Here is a 17,559-nt window from a genome sequence, read left to right as displayed (position 1 = left end):
ACCAACCGGGTTGAGACCGGTCGCGTCCGTGCCGATGTGGTTTCCTTGAACCGTGTTGCCTGTGGAGTCGACGCCGAGCAGGTAGACTCCAAATTGATCGTTGCCTGAGATTACGTTGTGGCCTTCCGTGCCGAGTCCTCCAATGAGATTTCCCGAAGCGTTATTGACGAAAATTCCATTCTGTCCGTTGCCTGCATCGACCGCCCCCGAGGTGTCGGTACCGATGTAGTTTCCTTCAATGGTATTGTTGTCCGACAAGACAAGGATCCCGTTACTGGGGAAGTTGGTGATGGCGAGTCCTTTAATGGTGCTATCACCGGCGGCAAGTCGCAGACCGTCGGTCACAGCCGAACTTCCGTCTATCTGGACCACCGGTGTGCCGGAATAATCGGGTTCGGTGGTACCATCGATGATCACGGCATCGGTGATGGTTGGCAAATCGCTGGCAAGGCTGATCACATGCGGGCCAGGGCCGGGAATCGCAAAGTTAATGCGTTTGATTCCGGGGTTTGCATTCGCCTCGAGAATTGCTTCACGCAACGTGCAGTTTCCGAGGCCGTCATCGCATGTGCCATCAACCACAATAGTTGACGTATCTAGATCGCCCTCTGAGTTGATTACGTAGTCGGGAGCAAGCAATGTGATCAATGAACGAGATTCAATTTCGGTAGAATAGTTGAACGACTGGCCGCTTGGCAGAACGACTTTGATTTCGGCACTTGTTGCTTGATTGCGGAACTCGCTTTCACCAACCGAGTTGGTGGTTGCAGATGTCGGATGTTTGCTCGTGTTGAGAGATTCCAACAACCACTGGCCGTTGGGGCGGGGGGTGAAGTTGGTGTTGAAGAGGGCGGCGGATTCTGGGTTGGTTGGGGTTTCTCGCCAGTGGTCGCCGGACCAGATGCCCCAGAGGGTGGCGGCGGTTAGGTTGGGGGTGGCTGATAGGGTTTGGTAGAAGTCGCGGGTGAAGTCGGCTTGGGTTTGTTGGTCGATGTCGACCGCGTCGACGTCGAATTCGGTGATCTGCATGTTTCGATCGAAGACTTCGTAGCGATCGAGTTCTTCCATGATGCGATCAATGCTCGGAAGTCGGTTACTGACGAAGTGGCCTTGGAATCCGATTGCGTCGTATTGGGCGTTCTCTCCGGTTGCCACGTTTGCGGTTGTGTCGAGCAGTGTGAGCAGGTCAAAGAATGCGTCGCTTTGTCCGTTGTCGGGGTTCGACAAGATGTCGAATTCGTTGATAATCAATTCCGTGTCGCTGTCGACGGTGTTCCGTGTGGCTTGAAGGATGTCGACGATAAAGTCGTATCCGACAATGTCCCAGATCTCAGGGGCGAAGATGGGGTGGTTGATGACGTCCCACCATGTGACGCGAGGTTTGGATGAATCCTCGCGTGATCCGCTGAAGTCGTTCGCGGGACCGGTGGTCGAAACGTGCGTCAGGATTTCGTTCTCCAGCCACGTTTCGGCGGCGGCAGCTCCGTTGGTGCTAAGTTGATGGTTGTACCCATCTAGAAGGCTGACAGGAGTCGGAAAGTTGTCGCTCGGGTCGTCGGCAAAGTCGCCCCATACGAGAGCGTGGCCGTGGTACGGAAGTTCGCGTTCGATGACCCAATTCAGGAAGTCACGTGGAACTGGGGGATCGAGCGACCAAGGGCCCCACTGCGCCGTTCCTCCATCGGTGATGGTGTCGAACATTTCGAGGATGGCTTGGTAACGCTGTGCCTCAGGTGTGAGGGAATCAGGATTGCTCGCGACAATCAGTTCGGGTGAGACTGCCGTTCCGATCGGCAGACTCGGCGTTGTTGGAGTGATCGTGACGACGGCACCTTCGATCGGGTTGCCGGAGGCGTCGACGATTTTGATTTGGATCGGGTTGGTTCGATGAGTTGCTGCTTCAATCGCAGCCTGTTCCCTCCATTCAGCGTCCCACTCGCGACCTCCGTACGTGAAGATCGGTTTTGGGGCTGCATCCAAGTCGGTTTGCAAATCTAGCTTTACCAAACTGAAGCCGCCGAGTTCCACAATTTGTTCTTGGTATCCCATGCGAACGTCGACGGTTCGGTCGGAGGTGCCGTTGCCGAAGTCCGGTGTCATCGGCAGCAGGAGCAGTGTCCACTCGGGACCAACTTGCCAGACTTTCTCTTCGCCGGCGTAGTCTCCGCTGCTCTTTTGCAATCGCAATCCAACGGTTGCGTTGGACCCGTCGATGTTGCCGCTGCGAGCCCACACGCTCGCGAAAAATGGGGTGCCGGCGGGGTAGGGGCTGCCGTCAAAGCCGTAGCCGACGAGGGTGTCCCATGGGGAGTCGGGCGTGGCGGTGGTGACAACAGCGCGGATCGCGTTGTTGCTTGGCGACCCATCCACAAACGGTAGGTTGGTGTCATCGACGTGAAACGTGGTGATTTGATTGCTGCCAGCCGTCGAGGTAAAGCCTGTGTTTATTAGCGTCGGGATATCTTGTGGGAGCAACTGCGTTTCGTTTTGTAGCTCACCGGCGATGGTGATCTGAATCTGTCGTTGGCTCTCAACACCTAGTTGATAACGGGGGTCCGATGCCAAGCGGATGATTGCGACTTCGGAGCCTTCCAGTGTCGCGTCATCTACTGGATCGAGTTCAACAAACACATGGTCTTGGCCGGCTGGGATCGTGGCGATGCCTGAGAGTTGGGAGTAGTCGACACCGTTGATTGCCGAGCCACCGAGCGTGTAGGCAACGTCGAGGTCTCGTCCCAAGTCGTCGCTGCGTGCGATCACAAAGCGGGCGTTTCGGGAGACAACGTCTGCCTCGTGCGTTTGCGACACGTCGGCGTGCAGGGTTACTTCAGGGACGATTGGTCGTAAGAACGCAGTGTCGATCAGTTGCGGTCCCAATTCAGGTTGGTCGGGACGCGTCCAAGCAACGGCCAGATGGCCAGCAGTGGAGGCGTTGTCGTGAGCATGCAGCGTTTCGATGTAGTAGTCTTGACCGGCGACGAGGTAGATCGGCGTCGAAGCGTTCGCGTTTGGCGAAGTGAAATCCTCCGGTGGAGCCGCGTTAGCGACCGACATGATGACTCGCGACGTGTCGGACGCTACTTCTTGTGAAAGGTAAACTTCGGCCGTGTCGCTGGCAGCGACGTGAAAGGTATACGCTCCACTGACGGGAACCGACACGATCGATCGTGTTCGCGTCGCGTGAGTTCCTGCGGGTTGGGAATATGTTAAACCGGCGAGATCGTTGGCAGCAGCGGGGGAGTTCGCAATGAATGATTCACTCGATTGAAGGTCCTCGACGCTGGTGATCAATGTCGCCGCTTCGAACGTTTCGATGAGTGCGCCGCTGCGGAGTTGTTCGGCCGAGATGATCGGGCGTAGCTGGTGGCTCGGGAGAGCTGTCCTGAAGCTCGAGTCGGTTTCGCTGCCGACGCGGATGTGTGATTGCCCTAACCCGGCGACGTAGTCAATTCTCAGTTCAACGCTTTCGCCGGCGGTTAATGGGATTGAGGCCGATTGTTCGTTGCCAGTTGCCGTGAATAAGAGTTGGTTATCGACGTAGATCGAGGCAACATCATTCGTGCCAACATCGGCGAAAAAAGCGTAAGAAGCTGTTTCGTCCGGCGTGAAGAAACCGTGCCAGAGAATCGAGAAGGGAGCGGTTGAGATGTTGAGATTGGGATCGGGACCATCGATGCCAAAGTCGAATGCGATTGTTGGGTCAGTTCGCAGACGAACGGATGGGCCCGTGAAAGTAGCGTTGTCGAAAATTTCAGCCGTTAGTCCTTCATCGACGCGATCGACAATTGAAGGCGAGTTTGCGACTGTTTCTATTTGCGAGTTGGCGAGTGAAATTGCGGAGCCATCGTGAGTGACCGCTCTTACTTCAACATTCTGGGGGCCTGGCGATACGAAGTAGGAATGGAGCCGCGTCTGCGGAGCAGATATCTCGTGTTTGGGGATTGTAGTAATCCGGTCGTCGCCCCAGTCGATCTCTATCCGATCGATCAACGATAGGTCGAGATCCGAAAACGAATCGATCGTTAGTTCAGCGACATCACGGCTTCGAATTTGAGCAGGGAGTGAAACTGATGCGGCGGGGTTGGGCTCGCTTTGGATCGACGACGAGCTTTCGGAACCGGGAGTTTCGTTAAGGAAGTTGATGATCTGCAGTGCATCGACTGACGTGACGTTGCCGTCCCGGTTCACGTCATGGGTAGGCGGGACAGTTGTCAGGGCTTGAAACGACGCGTCCACGTCTTGGCTAAGGAAGTTAATAACCTGCAGTGCGTCCACGGCTGTGACATGGCCGTCTTGGTTGACGTCAAACTTGGCAGCTTCGCCCGCCGGTGCGGCGGTGAGGAGACGTCGGTCTTCGAGTAGTTCGAAGTGAAGACGATTTCTTTTGTGAGTGTGGCGTTTGAGTTGGGAACGCTTGACGGGATTCATGCGAGGCATCAGTCGGAGGAGCAGCGTTTGTGCAAAACAGCGTGTTGAAGCTGGGTAAGATACCCCGAATGGGAGGGTCGCGAAATGCTTTTTCGGCCACCTCTTCGATGATTTAACCCGCGTGTTGAATCAAAAACGCACGCATCTGCCCGGTATAGACTGCGTCGATTTGCTCGGCATAGCTCGTGGAGACGCCTTGGCCGGACTAACGGTGCTCCGCGGTAGGCACCGTTGCGTGTGAGATTGTCGAGGCGTCACACGCGATTTCGCCGAAACACTCGGACGTGCTGCATGAGTGGCATTACGATGTTTAAGGGGCAGTTGTAGACAGCAGTGTGATGCTGCCTTATCGAGCCGGAGGGCTCGCGTTTTTGTCGCTCAATAGCGAACCGGAACGGCGCGATCCGTCTGCTCTTGCTCTGGCTTTCGAACAACGCACGCCCGCGGACGCGTTGGCGGTAATGCTTTGCGAGGGATGATGACGGCTGCTTTAGTGATAGAGGCCGGGGTTGTTTCTTCGCTTCCAGATTGGCAAACCAGCGATCGTCAGTCTTGCTCTAGAGACTCCGCGTATTCTGTCAGTAATTTTGCGTCGAATTGGAAGTCGTCGACGGTGATGTGACCCCATCCGTTTGTCGAGTGATCTACGATTTTGATGAACATCCGTTGGCCAGGGTATGGCGATAGATCCCAAGTCACTTCCTGCATAACTTGATCGTTGATACCTCGGGCGGATTGAACCTCTTTGCCGTCGACAGTACACAGGGTAGCGTAAGTTGAATTCCCACGGCCACCGCCGACACGAAAGGTCATCGGCCCGGCTTCGGGAATGAACAACGGTGAGACAATCACGCCGGTTTGGAGGTCCATGCCGCGATCCGCTTCGGGGGTGGATTCAAGCGTCGTTAGGTAGTACGTGCCTTGTTTGTTGTACTCTCGGTTGTTCCTGAAAAACTCTGAACGGCTTCCGATGATGTGGCCGAAATTCCCTTCGACAACTTTCCAAGGCTCCAGCTTTCCGGATTCAAAGTCGAACGAGGTGCTGCGGTCATTCGGCGTGACTTCCTTTTTCTTGGCTGGCTTGCCTTGCGAACGCGGAGTCTTCTTCTCTGATTGATTGCTGGGGGCCCGTTCAGCAGAGTTGGACTTGGGTTTGTAATCCGCCAACAGAGACTTCAGTTGCTGGACCACCTCGGGGTACTCGTTGTGAACATTGTGAGTCTGGTTCACGTCTGATTCCAAATCATAGAGCTGCGCCGGCGGCGCGTCCTTTTTGATCTGGCCGTCTTCGATGTCGCTATTGATGGAGCCCACGTAGGTGGCTGCTACGGGGCCAGCAAACGTGTGATCGCCAGGCTTCTTGCCCCCAAATCCACCGCTGCCACGGGCGGGGATATACATCCACTTTCCTCTGCGAATCGATAGATGCGTGCCTTTGTGCGGGGCCAGCAGGAGATGGTCGCGGATTGGTTTTTCCGGTTCGTCGATAAAGGCAGGAAGTGCGTTGACGCTATCGATCGGTTGAGCCTTATCAAGCTTTTGGCCGGTTAATGCAGCAAACGTTGCCAGCATGTCGACGTTGCCGATCAGTTGATTCGACGTCGTGCCAGCTTTCACCATTCCCGGCCAGCGGACGATCAGCGGCACGCGGTGACCGCCTTCCCAGACACCGAACTTGAACCCCAGAAGATCGCCGTTTTGCCGATGCCCATCCTTGAAAGCCGCTTGTCCGCCGCGGTTGAACATGCCACCGTTATCGCTGGTAAAGATCACCAGAGTGTTGTCACTCAAACCGTTCTCTTCCAGACACGCGAGAACCTCGCCGACAATCCAGTCGAGTTCGTGAATGAAGTCACCGTAGAGTCCACACTGGCTGGTGCCTTGAAAACGCTTGGCGGGAGTGAAGGGGTGATGGATATTGGTTGTCGCGAGATACAAGAAAAACGGTTTGTCTTTTCGCTGCGTGATCCATTCAACGGATTTCTTCGCCAATGTCGTTCCGACTTGGTAATCGTTGAATTGCTTGTGCGCTTCTTTCGCGCCACCAAATTGATTGGCAGTGCGCTGAGCGGCTTCGGGCGGAATGGGGGTGATGGGCGTGATGCCCTTCGCATTTCGGCCGAGGAGAACTAGGGGATCGTCAGGATCGCTGCCCACGATGCGATCGTTTTCTACAAAAATATAAGGGGGCGCGCTGTTTACGACAGGCATCCCAAAGTAGTAATCAAAACCGAGGTCCTGTGGTCCAGGACGCAACGGCTCCTGCCACTTGTTGGGCCCCTTACCAAAACCCAAATGCCATTTTCCAACGACAGCCGTGTCGTAGCCGCTGGTTTTGAAAACATCGGCGATCGTCGTTTGCTCAGTGTCGACCAGCAGTGGCGAAGTAATGGGAGCCGGCCCCCAAACGCCTCTGCCTTGATTGCCTCGCACCGGATATTGTCCCGTCAGCAGTGCGTAGCGTGACGGCGTACAAACCGCCGATGCCGAATGAGCATCCGTAAAGCGGCGTCCTTCCGCTGCAAGGCTGTCGATGTTGGGCGTTTGTACTTTCGTGGCGCCGTAACATCCGACATCGCCGTAGCCGAGATCGTCGGCAAAGATCAGAACGACATTGGGCGGTTGCTCGGCTGCCGACGCCGTGCAGGTCGATAGCAACAAAAGAAGTGCGGATCGAATAATTGAATTAGGTTCCATGATCTATTTCTTCTTTTTGGGTTTATTGGAGCCAGAGGGGTCTTTGAACTTCGCAAGATACGCAGTGAGAGTATTTTGAAGCTGGTTCGCCTTGTCAGGCAATGTCGAGGCTAGGTCATTCGTTTCACTGACATCCGTTTGCACGTTAAACAGTTGCCCTGATGCTGGATTCAGTTTGTCGTCGTTTACGCTGCAAAGAAGCTTGAAGTCGCCTTGACGAATGGCGGCTTGTCGACGCCGGGGGCGGGAAAAGATCACGCCGTCGACAGGGCGTTTAACGGTGCCGCTTTGTGGGCTGGCTAACAATGAAACGAAGCTCCCGCCATCGATTTCGTTTGAAGGCGAATCCTTGCCGCCCGCGAGTTCGAAGAAGGTTGGCAAAAGGTCGTAACCGACAACCGGAACATGGCAGACCGAACCGGCTTGAATCGATGGGCCGCGAACGAGGAACGGAACGCGGATTCCGCCTTCTTGCAGGCTGTGTTTCGCACCGGACAGTGGCGAGTTGGTTGGCGGTGACTTCTCATTGCCACCGGGCACGGTTCCGCGACCGCCGTTGTCGGACATGAAAACCACATACGTATTCTGAGAGATATCCAGTTCGTCCAACGCGTCAAGCAGATCCCCAATGCCGCGATCGAGTTCTTCTAACATGCCCGCCCAACCGTGAGAATACCCGCGATCTGGAACGCCTTTTTCTTGGTACTTTTCGAGCGTGGCTTGCAACAGTTCGGTGCGAAGATGGACCGCGTAGTAGCTGACCTGAAGGTAAAACGGCTTGTTCGCTTTAACTTGCCCACGCATGAATTGGATCGAACGTTTGGTGACCGAATCGGTACGCTTGGGGTCATCGACGATATGAAACGGATCATCCTTGTTCGCCATTCCGCCCGTGGCATTTCCGGTGTGCCCGTCGCTCTCGTCGTAGCCGCATTCTTCGGGCGATGAGATCATCTTTTCTCCCCATTTGCCAAAGTGGGCGCATTGATAGGCGGCATCAGCTTGTTTGATCGCCTTCGGGATTGTTATGTGTTCGGAAGGCACCCAAGTGCTGCTGAATTCCGAACCACTGCGTGCGGCACTGGTTCCGTTAACAATGCTGCGGCGAGTTGGAGTACACAGCGGTGCGGGCGAATAGCCGCTAGTGAATCGCATGCCGGTCGTCGCAATGCGATCCATGTTCGGTGTATGTAGGTAGTTCGATTTCGAGAAGTCTAGGTCGGGGTGCATTGCGCCCGATCGTTGACTCCAGCCCTGATCATCGGTCAAGATCAACACAATGTTTGGGCGGTCCGCGGCAAAAGAGCTTCCCCCGAAAAACAGAAGGATTACGACTGCAAGAGAGGACTTAGTCATTCGAATTCTTTGCTGAAGGGAAGTTTTATCGAGACGGGTTGAACTGAAAGGCTGGCTTGACCGCAGGCGGTAGCGGCCCATTGGCCTTGATACGATACTTCGAGAAACACTCGGGGTTGGGTTTCTCGGGAAGCGTCGCATGCCAGCCCTGAAGTTTCTCTCGTAGTTCGTCGGCGATCTCCGGATGCGATGATTTTAAATCGTTCTTTTCCAACGGATCTTGATTCACGTCGAAAAGCTCAAGTACCTCGAAGTCCGTGCTGGTCAACAGTCGCCATCGTCCATCCAGGATCGAGTAGACTGGACCCTTGCGACTGGGAAGTCCCTTCCAAAACAGCGGTTTGTCGCGGATTGGGAGTTCGGTGCCCTGCAACGTTGCAAGTTGGCTCTTTCCGTCGGGGTGATATCCTGTGGGCATCTCCGCACCGGCGATCTCACAGAACGTTGGCAGCAAGTCGACTGCGGAGATCCACGAGACTTCATCGATGGCATCGGCCTTGATCTTTCCTGGCCAGCGAGCGATGAAGGGGACACCAATGCCGCCCTGTCGTATCGATTTCTTTCGGCCGTTTCGGCCTCCGGTAGTCCCGACGCTGCAGCCGGTTCCAAAACCTTCACCTGTCGCGGAGTCGTACATCGTGTTCAGCTTTCCTCCTCGACCGCCGCCAGCGGGGCCGTTGTCGGAACTGAAAACGACAAGTGTGTTGTCAGTCAGTTTTAGTCGGTCCAATGCCGCGAGCAGTTCGCCGATCCGGTCGTCGGCGTGAGAGAGTACAGACGCGTAGACGTTGTCTGTATCGTCCAGTTCTGGAAATCGATTTCGATATTCCGGCAGAGTGTGAAAGGGTGTGTGTGGTTCGTGCATCCACAAATTGATGAAGAATGGCCTTTTCGCGACGGCGTTCTTTTCGATGAAGGCGATCGCGCGAGCGGCGTCCTCGTGCACCGGCATTTGTTCGCCCGCGCAGTTGAAGGCTCCGTACTCGTCATATCCGTAGTCCTTTGGCAGTGGCGAATCCGGGATCATGTTGTTGGAGAGATGCCATTTGCCGAAGTGGGCGGTCGCGTAGCCAGCCGACCGCAACATCTTCGGAAGAGTTGGCGTCAGCGGGTCGAGCCAGTCCGGCATGCCACGATTTGCGTTGCTGTTCACTGTCGCGAAGTGACCGTCGATGTTGTGACGAGCAGGGAAATGCCCCGTCATCACTGCCGTTCGGCTCGGGGAGCAGACGCCACTGGCGACCGTGAAGCGATGGAAGTCAGTGCCTTCTTTCGCGAGACGGTCAATGTTCGGCGTTTTCAGATATGGGTGCCCGTGACAGCTAAGATCTCCCCATCCCCAGTCGTCGGTAAAGATGAACAAAATGTTTGGCCGGGCGGCATCATTAGGCTGTTCCGCGGCAATCGTCGTCGAAGTCGCGAGAAGAAAATAAGCCAGCAGTAGGATACACGTTTTCATGAGTTGTCGATGTCCATTGGGGGGGCGGTTTGGGTGTTGGGGTATTCGCGAGAATGCCCTTTTGGTAAGGCACGTTCGGGACTTCGGGCGAAGCTCACTCTGTTTCGGTATTGGTCTCAACGATCCAGATATTTCTGAATTTCACTTTGGAACCATGTTCTTGTAGAACGATGGGTGAGGTCGGTTCCTCGGGATAAGCGGCGTACTTGTTCCGTCGCTGCGACAGTTTGATGTCGTCGTGGATCAATTGATCATTAAGCCGGATAGTGACACGGGCGGCGTCTTTTTCGGCCATGAATCCGTTCTTGCCGATTTTTGCCGACTGGTAATTCAAATCGATCGTTTGCCACAAACCTGGACCGAGTGCAGCGTTCACGTCGGGGGCGCGGATTTGATAGATCGAGCCGCAGTCGCCAAGCCCGAGTGTCTCTTTATTGGAGCTATCTAGGATTTGCAATTCGTATAGCGGTCCGAAGAAAACGCCACTGTTGCCGCTATCGCCGCCGGGTAACTGAAACTCTAGGTGCAGTCGGTAGTTGCCGAACTTCTCCTTTGTGCAAAGAAACTGTTTGCGTCGCTTCCCTTCGAATTCGAAAGAGATCTCCATCGCATCACCGTCAATGATGTTCCATTGCACTTCGTTCTGGTCATCGTTTGGGTTGACCCACTGCCAGGAAAATGGTTTCCAGGCATCGAAGTTCGAGCCATCGAACAGTACCACGGCATCATTTGGTGGTGCGAGTCCACGGGTTGATACTGGGGCGTCTTCGGCTGAAACAGGCGGCGCAGTGACAGTTCGAAGGAAGGTCATTAACACAAACAGACCACGTAGCGTATTTCTTTGATTCATGTTTATTCGTTGATAGGTTTGATTTCTAAATTGGTTTTCACTCGCGAAGCAGCGCTGATCCGTTTTCACTTGTGTTGACCCGACACGTGCATCAGGCCATTGCTTGGGTTATCTGTCCGTCATGAGGTCGCTTGTTGCGATCATGTAGATGATGCGTTTGAGTTTAAAACTGTCTTTCTGGGACTCCGACAAAATTTCCTCGACTGTCGCGTAGTCCGCTGGCACTAGTTTTCTACCCTTGGCGTATTCTGCGAGACGGACGATCAGGTTTCGCGCAAATAGACGCACGTCTTTCGAGAGGATCTGTTTGAGTCCGGTGATGTCTTCGAAGTTTTGTCCCATGTAGCGACCCTGTGTACTTACCTTTGCACGCTTGGAATACTTCGTGCGAAAGCGACCGACCGGGTCAAAGGCTTCGAGGGCAAACCCCAGTGGGTCCATCCTCCGGTGGCAGTTCATGCAGGCGGGATCGCTGCGATGCATTTCCAGCAGTTCCCGTACGGTTTTCGCTCCATTCAAATCGGGAACGAGCGCCGGCACCTCGGCGGGCGGCGGAGGGGGAGGTGTGCCCATGAAGTTTGCCAATACCCAAACGCCACGCGTTACCGGTGACGTTTCGACTCCGTTGGACGTCAGTGTTAGTACGCTGGCGTGCCCCAGAATCCCGCCACGCGCCGAACTCTTTGGGAGGCGCGAGAGCACTAATTTGCCGCTGCCGATTGAGGCGTCGCCACCTTCGTAAGGAATACCGTAGAGGGCCGCAAGCTGCGGGTTCAAAAACGTGTATTCTGAATCAATGAAATCTCGGACGCTGTGATTTTCCTGCAGCACGTGGTTGAAGAACTCGCGAGTCTCGGCCAGCATCGCCGCTTCCACCGAGGCGTTGTAAGAGCGGAAGAGCTTGCTGTCTGGAGGCATGGAGCCGAGCGTATCGAGCGCGAGCCACTGATCTACAAAGCTATCGCTGAATCGTCTCGATCGTGGGTCGTCGATCAGTCTAATGACTTGCTGTTGTAGAACATCCGGTTCGGTCAGTTTTCCAGAGTCGGCGAGCAAGAACAGTTCGCGGTCTGGCATCGTGCTCCAAAAGAAATAGGACAGGCGATTGGCTAGTTGAAACGCATCGAGTTCATCCTCGTCTTCTTGCAGATAGAGGAAATCAGGCGACGCCATCATCACGGTCATTGTTTTGATAAAAGCCTCACGCCAATCACGCGTTGCGGTGTACCGGGTATTGAGATACTTCACCCAAAGCGACATCTCTTCACGACTCACTCGGCGTCGAAACGTTCGTCTGGCAAACCGGCCCAGTAAGTAGAGACGCGCCGTTGCGTTTTCGAGTTTCGGGACCGTGTCGCTGCCAATGGTCGTACGCACTGATTCGGGAGGCCACGCGTCGTAAAAGGGGCCTTCGATTTTGAATTCGGTGACCCGGATGGCTGGCCCGACGAAAGGCCCTTTTGCGTCGGCCTTTGTGATCTTTCCGCGTCGCAGGTTCGCACGAATCTGTGTAATCGGTTTTCCTGGTCCGTTGGCAAATCGCAGGTACGGATGAAAGCCTTGGTCAATCCATCTTTCAACCTGGATCGTTTGTTTCTGGTTGTACGTCAGAGAAAACTTTTCTTCGTGTCGATCGAACTCGGACACGCCGGAGCGATTTCCTGAGGCGATGCCGATTCCCAAAACAGGTGGAGTGTTCACAGGGACGAAGGGAACCGGATAGCGATCTTTGTCGATCGCCGACGCGGTGACCGTGATTCGATATCTCCCAGGCATCTTCATCAGTTGCGTTGGACCACTGCCGTGAATTTTCGCTTTGCCGACTCGAAAGACATATGCCTGACTATCTTTGGTTTCATACCGCCGCGACGCGCCCGTCATCTTCGCGGTGTTGACGTTGATGACGTTCGGCTTCGGTGCATCCGAGGCCAGCGTGAAGAGTGCTTGGCGTAGACTCATCTGGGCCGCTTCTAGGTACTCCAGCAACAATTCGTTCGATGTCACCAGAGCCTCGCCTTCGGTATCAAAACCCTCCGATACCTCGTCTTTGTAAATGAATTTTCCGGGATCGAAGATTCCACCGCGTATGCCGAGCAGGTCACGCACGGTGTTGCTGTACTCTCGTTTATTGAGTCGCCGCATCGCCGCGGTCTCCGGCACGGCTGTCTTTTTCGCGAGCTGCAGAAATTGACTTGCCAACCGTTCGCGTTCTTCGCGTGTCGGTTGAGGCTCGTCATCGGGAGGCATTTGTTGGCTGGAAAGCTGTTCGTAGATTCGCCCGAATAGATCGACGTCCTCTTTAGTGAGTTGGTCTAGAGAGACATCGCCCTCGTTTTCGTCTGCGTTGTGACAGCGAACACAATATTTCTGCAGCAGCGACGGTGTGTTCGACGGCTCCCCTGCTCGTGTGTTGCTAAACACGGAAAAGAAGCAGAGACTCGTGGCCAGTAGTTTCAGAGGCTTCATGGCTCGGTATCGACACCTCGATCGATGAGCCTCCGTCGGAGGAGAGTGAAGATGTGCCATGCTTCAACTTAAATCCAGGGTGCCGGTCGCGTTGTTGAATCGTTCGATCTGAACGCCGAATTTTTGCAACATGCTCGTGTACAGATTGTTCAGTGGCGTGCGCTGTCCTGACGCTAACTTTGCGTTGACGTGGCCGCGGTGTTTGAAACCTCCGCCGGCAATCACTGTAGGCAAATCGCGGTTGCTATGTCGTGCGGCATCGCCAAGTCCGGTACCGAATAGCACCATCGTCTTGTCGAGCAGCGTTCCGTTTCCGCGATCACCCAGTGACGTGTCAGCAAGTCGATTCATGAAGCGAGCCATCTGCTCGATGTAGAATTTGTCGATGATTTGCAATTGACGAAGCTGAGCGGGAACGTTGCCATGATGCGATAGACCGTGGTAGCCACCGGTGACGCCGTCGAGTTCAATCGTGCGATTGTGCATCCCAAATCCGGCTGTGAAGACCCGGCTGGAATCCGATTGGATGGCTAAGAACAACAGGTCAAACATCAGCGGCGCGAGGAATCCGTAGTCCGTGTCCGAATGGGGATGGCCGGTCGCGTCGTAGTCAACGGTCGGTTTGGAGTGGTTCAGCCATCGCTGCATGCCCTGCAGTTTGATTTCTGCTTCTCGAATCGCGGTCAGGTATTCGTCCAGCTTTGCTTTGTCCGACGGGTTTGTGCGTCGCTCGAATTGTTTTGCCCGTGCTCGAAGCAGATCGAGAATGCTGCCCTGTTCTCGTAAATCGTTCTCCCTTGATTTGATTGCGGCCTCGGAATCCTGGACGAATAACAGCTTGAACAAGTCTCGAGGATCTCTGTGCTCGCGCACCTTGATACCCGATCTCGTCCACGACGCACCAAGCGTTCCGCCGACACTGACATGTAGCGACGGGAATCGCGTTTGATAGCCCACGTGATCGGCGGCAACCTGGTCCATGGATACCGCGGTTCCTGTCGGTGCGCCACCGGGGTCGACTCCACTGAGAACGGACTTCATCGCACCGTGTTTCGAAAAGATGCCGGGGTGATCCATGTGCGAAAACACCGTGAACTGATTTCGCATTTTTGCCAATGGCTGAAGCGTTGGCGAGAGTTCGTAGTCGTCGCTGAATGACTTGGGAAAGAACGCCCCCGGATACAACCCCAATGCGCTGCTAATGCAGACCATTCGTGTTGGTTCGCCGATTTCCGTTCGCGCAGGGGCGGCGATGGAATGCAGCGTTGGTAACGCGATTGACACCCCTGCTGCCTTGAGGAATAGGCGGCGTCTATTCTCCGGTTCAGTCGACCTGTACGTCATGGTTTGTCGCTCTAGCCCCCGTGTTCATTGTGAGTGAGGTAGATTTCTACAGGTGTTCGACAAAGAACTGCACGGTGCGATCAATGATCGCGTCGCGAGAGGGGGCAATATCCGCATCCACCTTTCGCCAGTTGTGTCCGGCGTTCTTGATAATCATGACCTCCACTGGTGCCTGGATCGCGTCGGCTTTTTGTTGCATGTAGTACGCATGCTTCACCGGAATGGTCGTATCCTTGTCCCCTTGGATCATCAGCAATGGTGGACTGTCTTTGCTCAGGTAATTGATCGGGCTGACTTCTCGATAGCGTTTCAGTTTGTCAGAAGGTTCGGTGTCTGACCCCAAAATGCGAGGGCCAAAGCGGTCCCGGAAGTCGGTTCGGTCGTCGTGGTTGAACAGGTCCATCTTTTCAAAGTCACACGGGCCGTACCATGAAACGCCGGCTAGCATGGTGTAGGAAGCAGACGCGAGTTCCTCGTCACCGGGCAATTGTTCAGGCGATGCGAGTAGCAGCATCTGCGTGATGTGGCCGCCCGCTGAGTCCCCCATCACGCAGATCCGGTTCGGATCGATGCCCAGGGATTCGCTGTTTTTGGCGAGATAACGGATCGCATCTTTGCAATCGATGACACAGTCTCGCATCGTCACGCCGCTGTCTTTTCTCGCCAGTCGGTAGGTCACGGGGGCCACAGCGAAGCCGGCTTTGATTAACCGTTGGAATACTTTTTCAAAGGACCCGCTCGCTGCCTTGTATCGATTGCCGGCGGCCCAGCCTCCACCATGAGTGAAGACAATGACGGGGCACTTTTCGCTACGTTTTTCAGTGGGGTAGTACAAATCGAGCGACAGTTCTCTTCCAGAAACGTTCTTGTAAACGACTTCGAGTTTTCGTTCTCCGCCCGTTTCCAGATACTTGGCTTGCGAGGGTTTGCGAGAACGATTGCCTTGACGGCCTGGTTCCTGAGCCATGACTCCGCTGGTTGCTACTACAGCGAGAACAAGGGCGGTGATCGCGTGATTCTTCATTCTTTTGATGTCCAAGAGGGATCTGGCTGGCTCGTGTTCGGCGGTCGAGACAGCAGTTATTGTTCGATAGTAATTGTTCGTTAGGATCAAACTTGCTGACGTAAATGGCGGCACCGGTTTTCGCGACGTCCGGAACAACGCCGATCATTCGCGGCGGTGCTTTCGGCAACCGGTTTAAGCACTCAAAACCATGGATTGCGGTTCAACCGAACTGGTGCTGAGTGAATCAGAGAGTCGGTGTCGTGTCCCTGTTCCACGGTCCCGGCATCTCACTGAAACGAGCATTCTGTTCGTCCGAACGAACTGCGACACGTGAGTGAGGGAGCCGTCGATGTCGCCGCAAGGTTGCTATCTTCGCCGTCGTGGGTGGTTTTTCGAGGGCAAAACACGCCATGTCGCTAATCTTTTACGACATACGAAGCGTGGCATGCTGTTGATTCGTCCAGGAAGGAATCGTCCAATGGGGCCGTTTGCTCGTCGAAACGTCTTGTTCCCGTAAGTGAGACCTGACGCGCAGCACGATGAGCCGGTCGTGCTTTCCTATTCGCGAAATGACGTGTAAGACGTTTGGGGATAGGTGCGGTTCAGCGTGGTTGCGTCGGCAATGCAGCGATTTGAGGCGCGCGTATTGGACCGCTGATGTGTTTCGGCAGCGAGTCAGTCGCTGCGCCGCTGGTGGGAGCGAACGGAGTTCGTGCGTCTTCCCGAGTCATGTTTCCCCTGGATCGGCCTGCGAAGTTCAAGCCACTGAGAAACCTGGAACGAGATTCCTCAAAGGGAAGGTGCGTGTGGCGGCGGGAGATGCGATTTGGCCGCGACGCGAACAGATGAAGCTTCGCGTAAGTGATGTCGATTGAAATCGACCACGCATCGGTGCGGACTCAAGTCGCCTCGTCTTTGGGGTGAAATCAGAACATCACGCGTGCGGCGTGCGCAGCGACATCAAGTGGTGCATCAGGGTGTATTCGGTTTTTAAGATCACGCACTCATGAGCGTCGAGGTCATCAAAGATCTGCGGACCTTTTAGTGAGTATCAAAGGAGACGTGTTGGATGACGCTTGTTGGTTATGATCACGTGAGTTGTCTGTGACGTTGGGTCGCCATGGGGATTTACTCACATAAGTGTTGAGGCCGATGGCGCTGAGCCTCATCACCGCGGATTGATCGCATGAATGCATTGACACAACTACGCTTGAGCAGCGTTGACGCAGTCCGGAGTCTCGATATCGCGAGCCTTGACGCTTGCTGTCGGGCTTGATTGGAGCACGACTCAATCGCGGATTAGGCCACTACATGACCGAGAAATAGTTGTCGCACGCGAAATCGAAATACTCATTTTTGAGTTGGACTTCGAGGTCGTTGTAGAGGCAATAGTTGCGTACTTGGAGCAACAGGTCCCGCGGTTGGCAATTGCGAAATGGTCGGTTGACCGGCAGGTAGTGAGTCTTGATGAGGTAGTCGACGGCGTCGGCGTTATAAGGAATTTTTGTAACGCGGCACATGATTTCAAATAGCTTGCGGAAGTCCGACTCCGGCGGGTTTTCGACTTCAATTTTATACGGTATCCGTCTTAAGAATGCGTCGTCGACGAGGTCTTTCGGTTCGAGGTTGGTACTAAATATAACTAGTTGGTCAAACGGAACTTGGATCTTTTTACCGCTCGCCATGTTGAGGAAGTCATAGCGTTTCTCGAGTGGGATGATCCAGCGGTTGAGTAGTTGGTCAACCGACATTTTTTGTCGTCCGAAGTCATCGATGACCAATGTGCCGCAGTTGCTTTTCATTTGCAGCGGGGCTTCGCTGATGTTGCTTGTTGGGTTGTTGAGCACCTCGAGCATCTCCATCGTGAGTTCGCCACCGGCGATGATGGTCGGGCGTTCGATGCGCACCCAGCGTTTGTCAAATCCGCCGGCGTCGAGCAATCCCGTGGAGGAT

Annotated in this window: 10 protein-coding genes (1 of these 10 cut by a window edge); 1 reads left to right on the top strand and 9 read right to left on the bottom strand. The window is 54.7% G+C overall.

The genetic code is table 11. From position 1 onward, the window contains the following. Window positions 1-4,428 (bottom strand): PA14 domain-containing protein (locus FHS27_RS19505; protein WP_184306547.1); only part of this gene is annotated, 4,428 nt, incomplete at its 3' end. Between the two features lie 338 nt (window positions 4,429-4,766). Between FHS27_RS19505 and FHS27_RS19500 the strand changes: the two genes are divergently transcribed. Continuing rightward, the gene (locus tag FHS27_RS19500; protein WP_184306546.1) at window positions 4,767-4,907 is read left to right on the top strand and encodes a hypothetical protein; all 141 of its coding nucleotides are present in this window, start codon (window positions 4,767-4,769) and stop codon (window positions 4,905-4,907) included. 67 nt (window positions 4,908-4,974) lie between these two features. On the opposite strand, the gene FHS27_RS19495 is transcribed toward FHS27_RS19500, so the two are convergent. From FHS27_RS19495 to FHS27_RS19460, 8 genes are all read right to left on the bottom strand, one after another. After that, complete coding sequence (locus tag FHS27_RS19495; protein WP_184306545.1) at window positions 4,975-7,125, bottom strand: sulfatase family protein; 2,151 nt, start codon at window positions 7,123-7,125, stop codon at window positions 4,975-4,977. Between the two features lie 3 nt (window positions 7,126-7,128). Next, entirely contained in the window at window positions 7,129-8,403 is a 1,275-nt protein-coding gene (locus tag FHS27_RS19490; RefSeq protein ID WP_184306627.1) for a sulfatase-like hydrolase/transferase, read from the bottom strand. A gap of 103 nt (window positions 8,404-8,506) precedes the next feature. Then, window positions 8,507-9,940 carry a sulfatase family protein gene (locus FHS27_RS19485; protein ID WP_184306544.1) on the bottom strand — a complete coding sequence of 478 codons (1,434 nt, stop codon included), beginning with the start codon at window positions 9,938-9,940 and terminating at the stop codon, window positions 8,507-8,509. Between the two features lie 94 nt (window positions 9,941-10,034). After that, window positions 10,035-10,790, bottom strand: coding sequence for a 3-keto-disaccharide hydrolase (locus FHS27_RS19480; RefSeq protein WP_390854010.1), 756 nt, complete (start codon window positions 10,788-10,790; stop codon window positions 10,035-10,037). A 108-nt stretch (window positions 10,791-10,898) separates the two neighbouring features. Beyond that, the gene (locus FHS27_RS19475; RefSeq protein WP_221225230.1) at window positions 10,899-13,256 is read right to left on the bottom strand and encodes a DUF1592 domain-containing protein; all 2,358 of its coding nucleotides are present in this window, start codon (window positions 13,254-13,256) and stop codon (window positions 10,899-10,901) included. 63 nt (window positions 13,257-13,319) lie between these two features. After that, window positions 13,320-14,540: a DUF1552 domain-containing protein gene (locus FHS27_RS19470; RefSeq protein WP_184306543.1), complete on the bottom strand. Its 1,221-nt coding sequence runs from the start codon at window positions 14,538-14,540 to the stop codon at window positions 13,320-13,322. Window positions 14,541-14,646: 106 nt separating this feature from the next. After that, complete coding sequence (locus FHS27_RS19465) at window positions 14,647-15,624, bottom strand: alpha/beta hydrolase (RefSeq protein WP_184306542.1); 978 nt, start codon at window positions 15,622-15,624, stop codon at window positions 14,647-14,649. Window positions 15,625-16,913: 1,289 nt separating this feature from the next. Further along, window positions 16,914-17,559, bottom strand: the final stretch of a protein-coding gene (locus FHS27_RS19460; protein WP_246420244.1) for an AAA family ATPase. It continues 986 nt past the right edge of the window; 646 of the gene's 1,632 nt are visible here — the last part of the coding sequence; its start codon lies off the right edge, out of view; its stop codon occupies window positions 16,914-16,916.

Origin of the sequence: Aporhodopirellula rubra, from assembly GCF_014192335.1 — a bacterium.
GTDB lineage: Bacteria > Planctomycetota > Planctomycetia > Pirellulales > Pirellulaceae > Rhodopirellula > Rhodopirellula rubra.
Note: the sequence above shows the minus strand (reverse complement) of the source record. Positions and strands in the feature narration are given on the sequence as shown.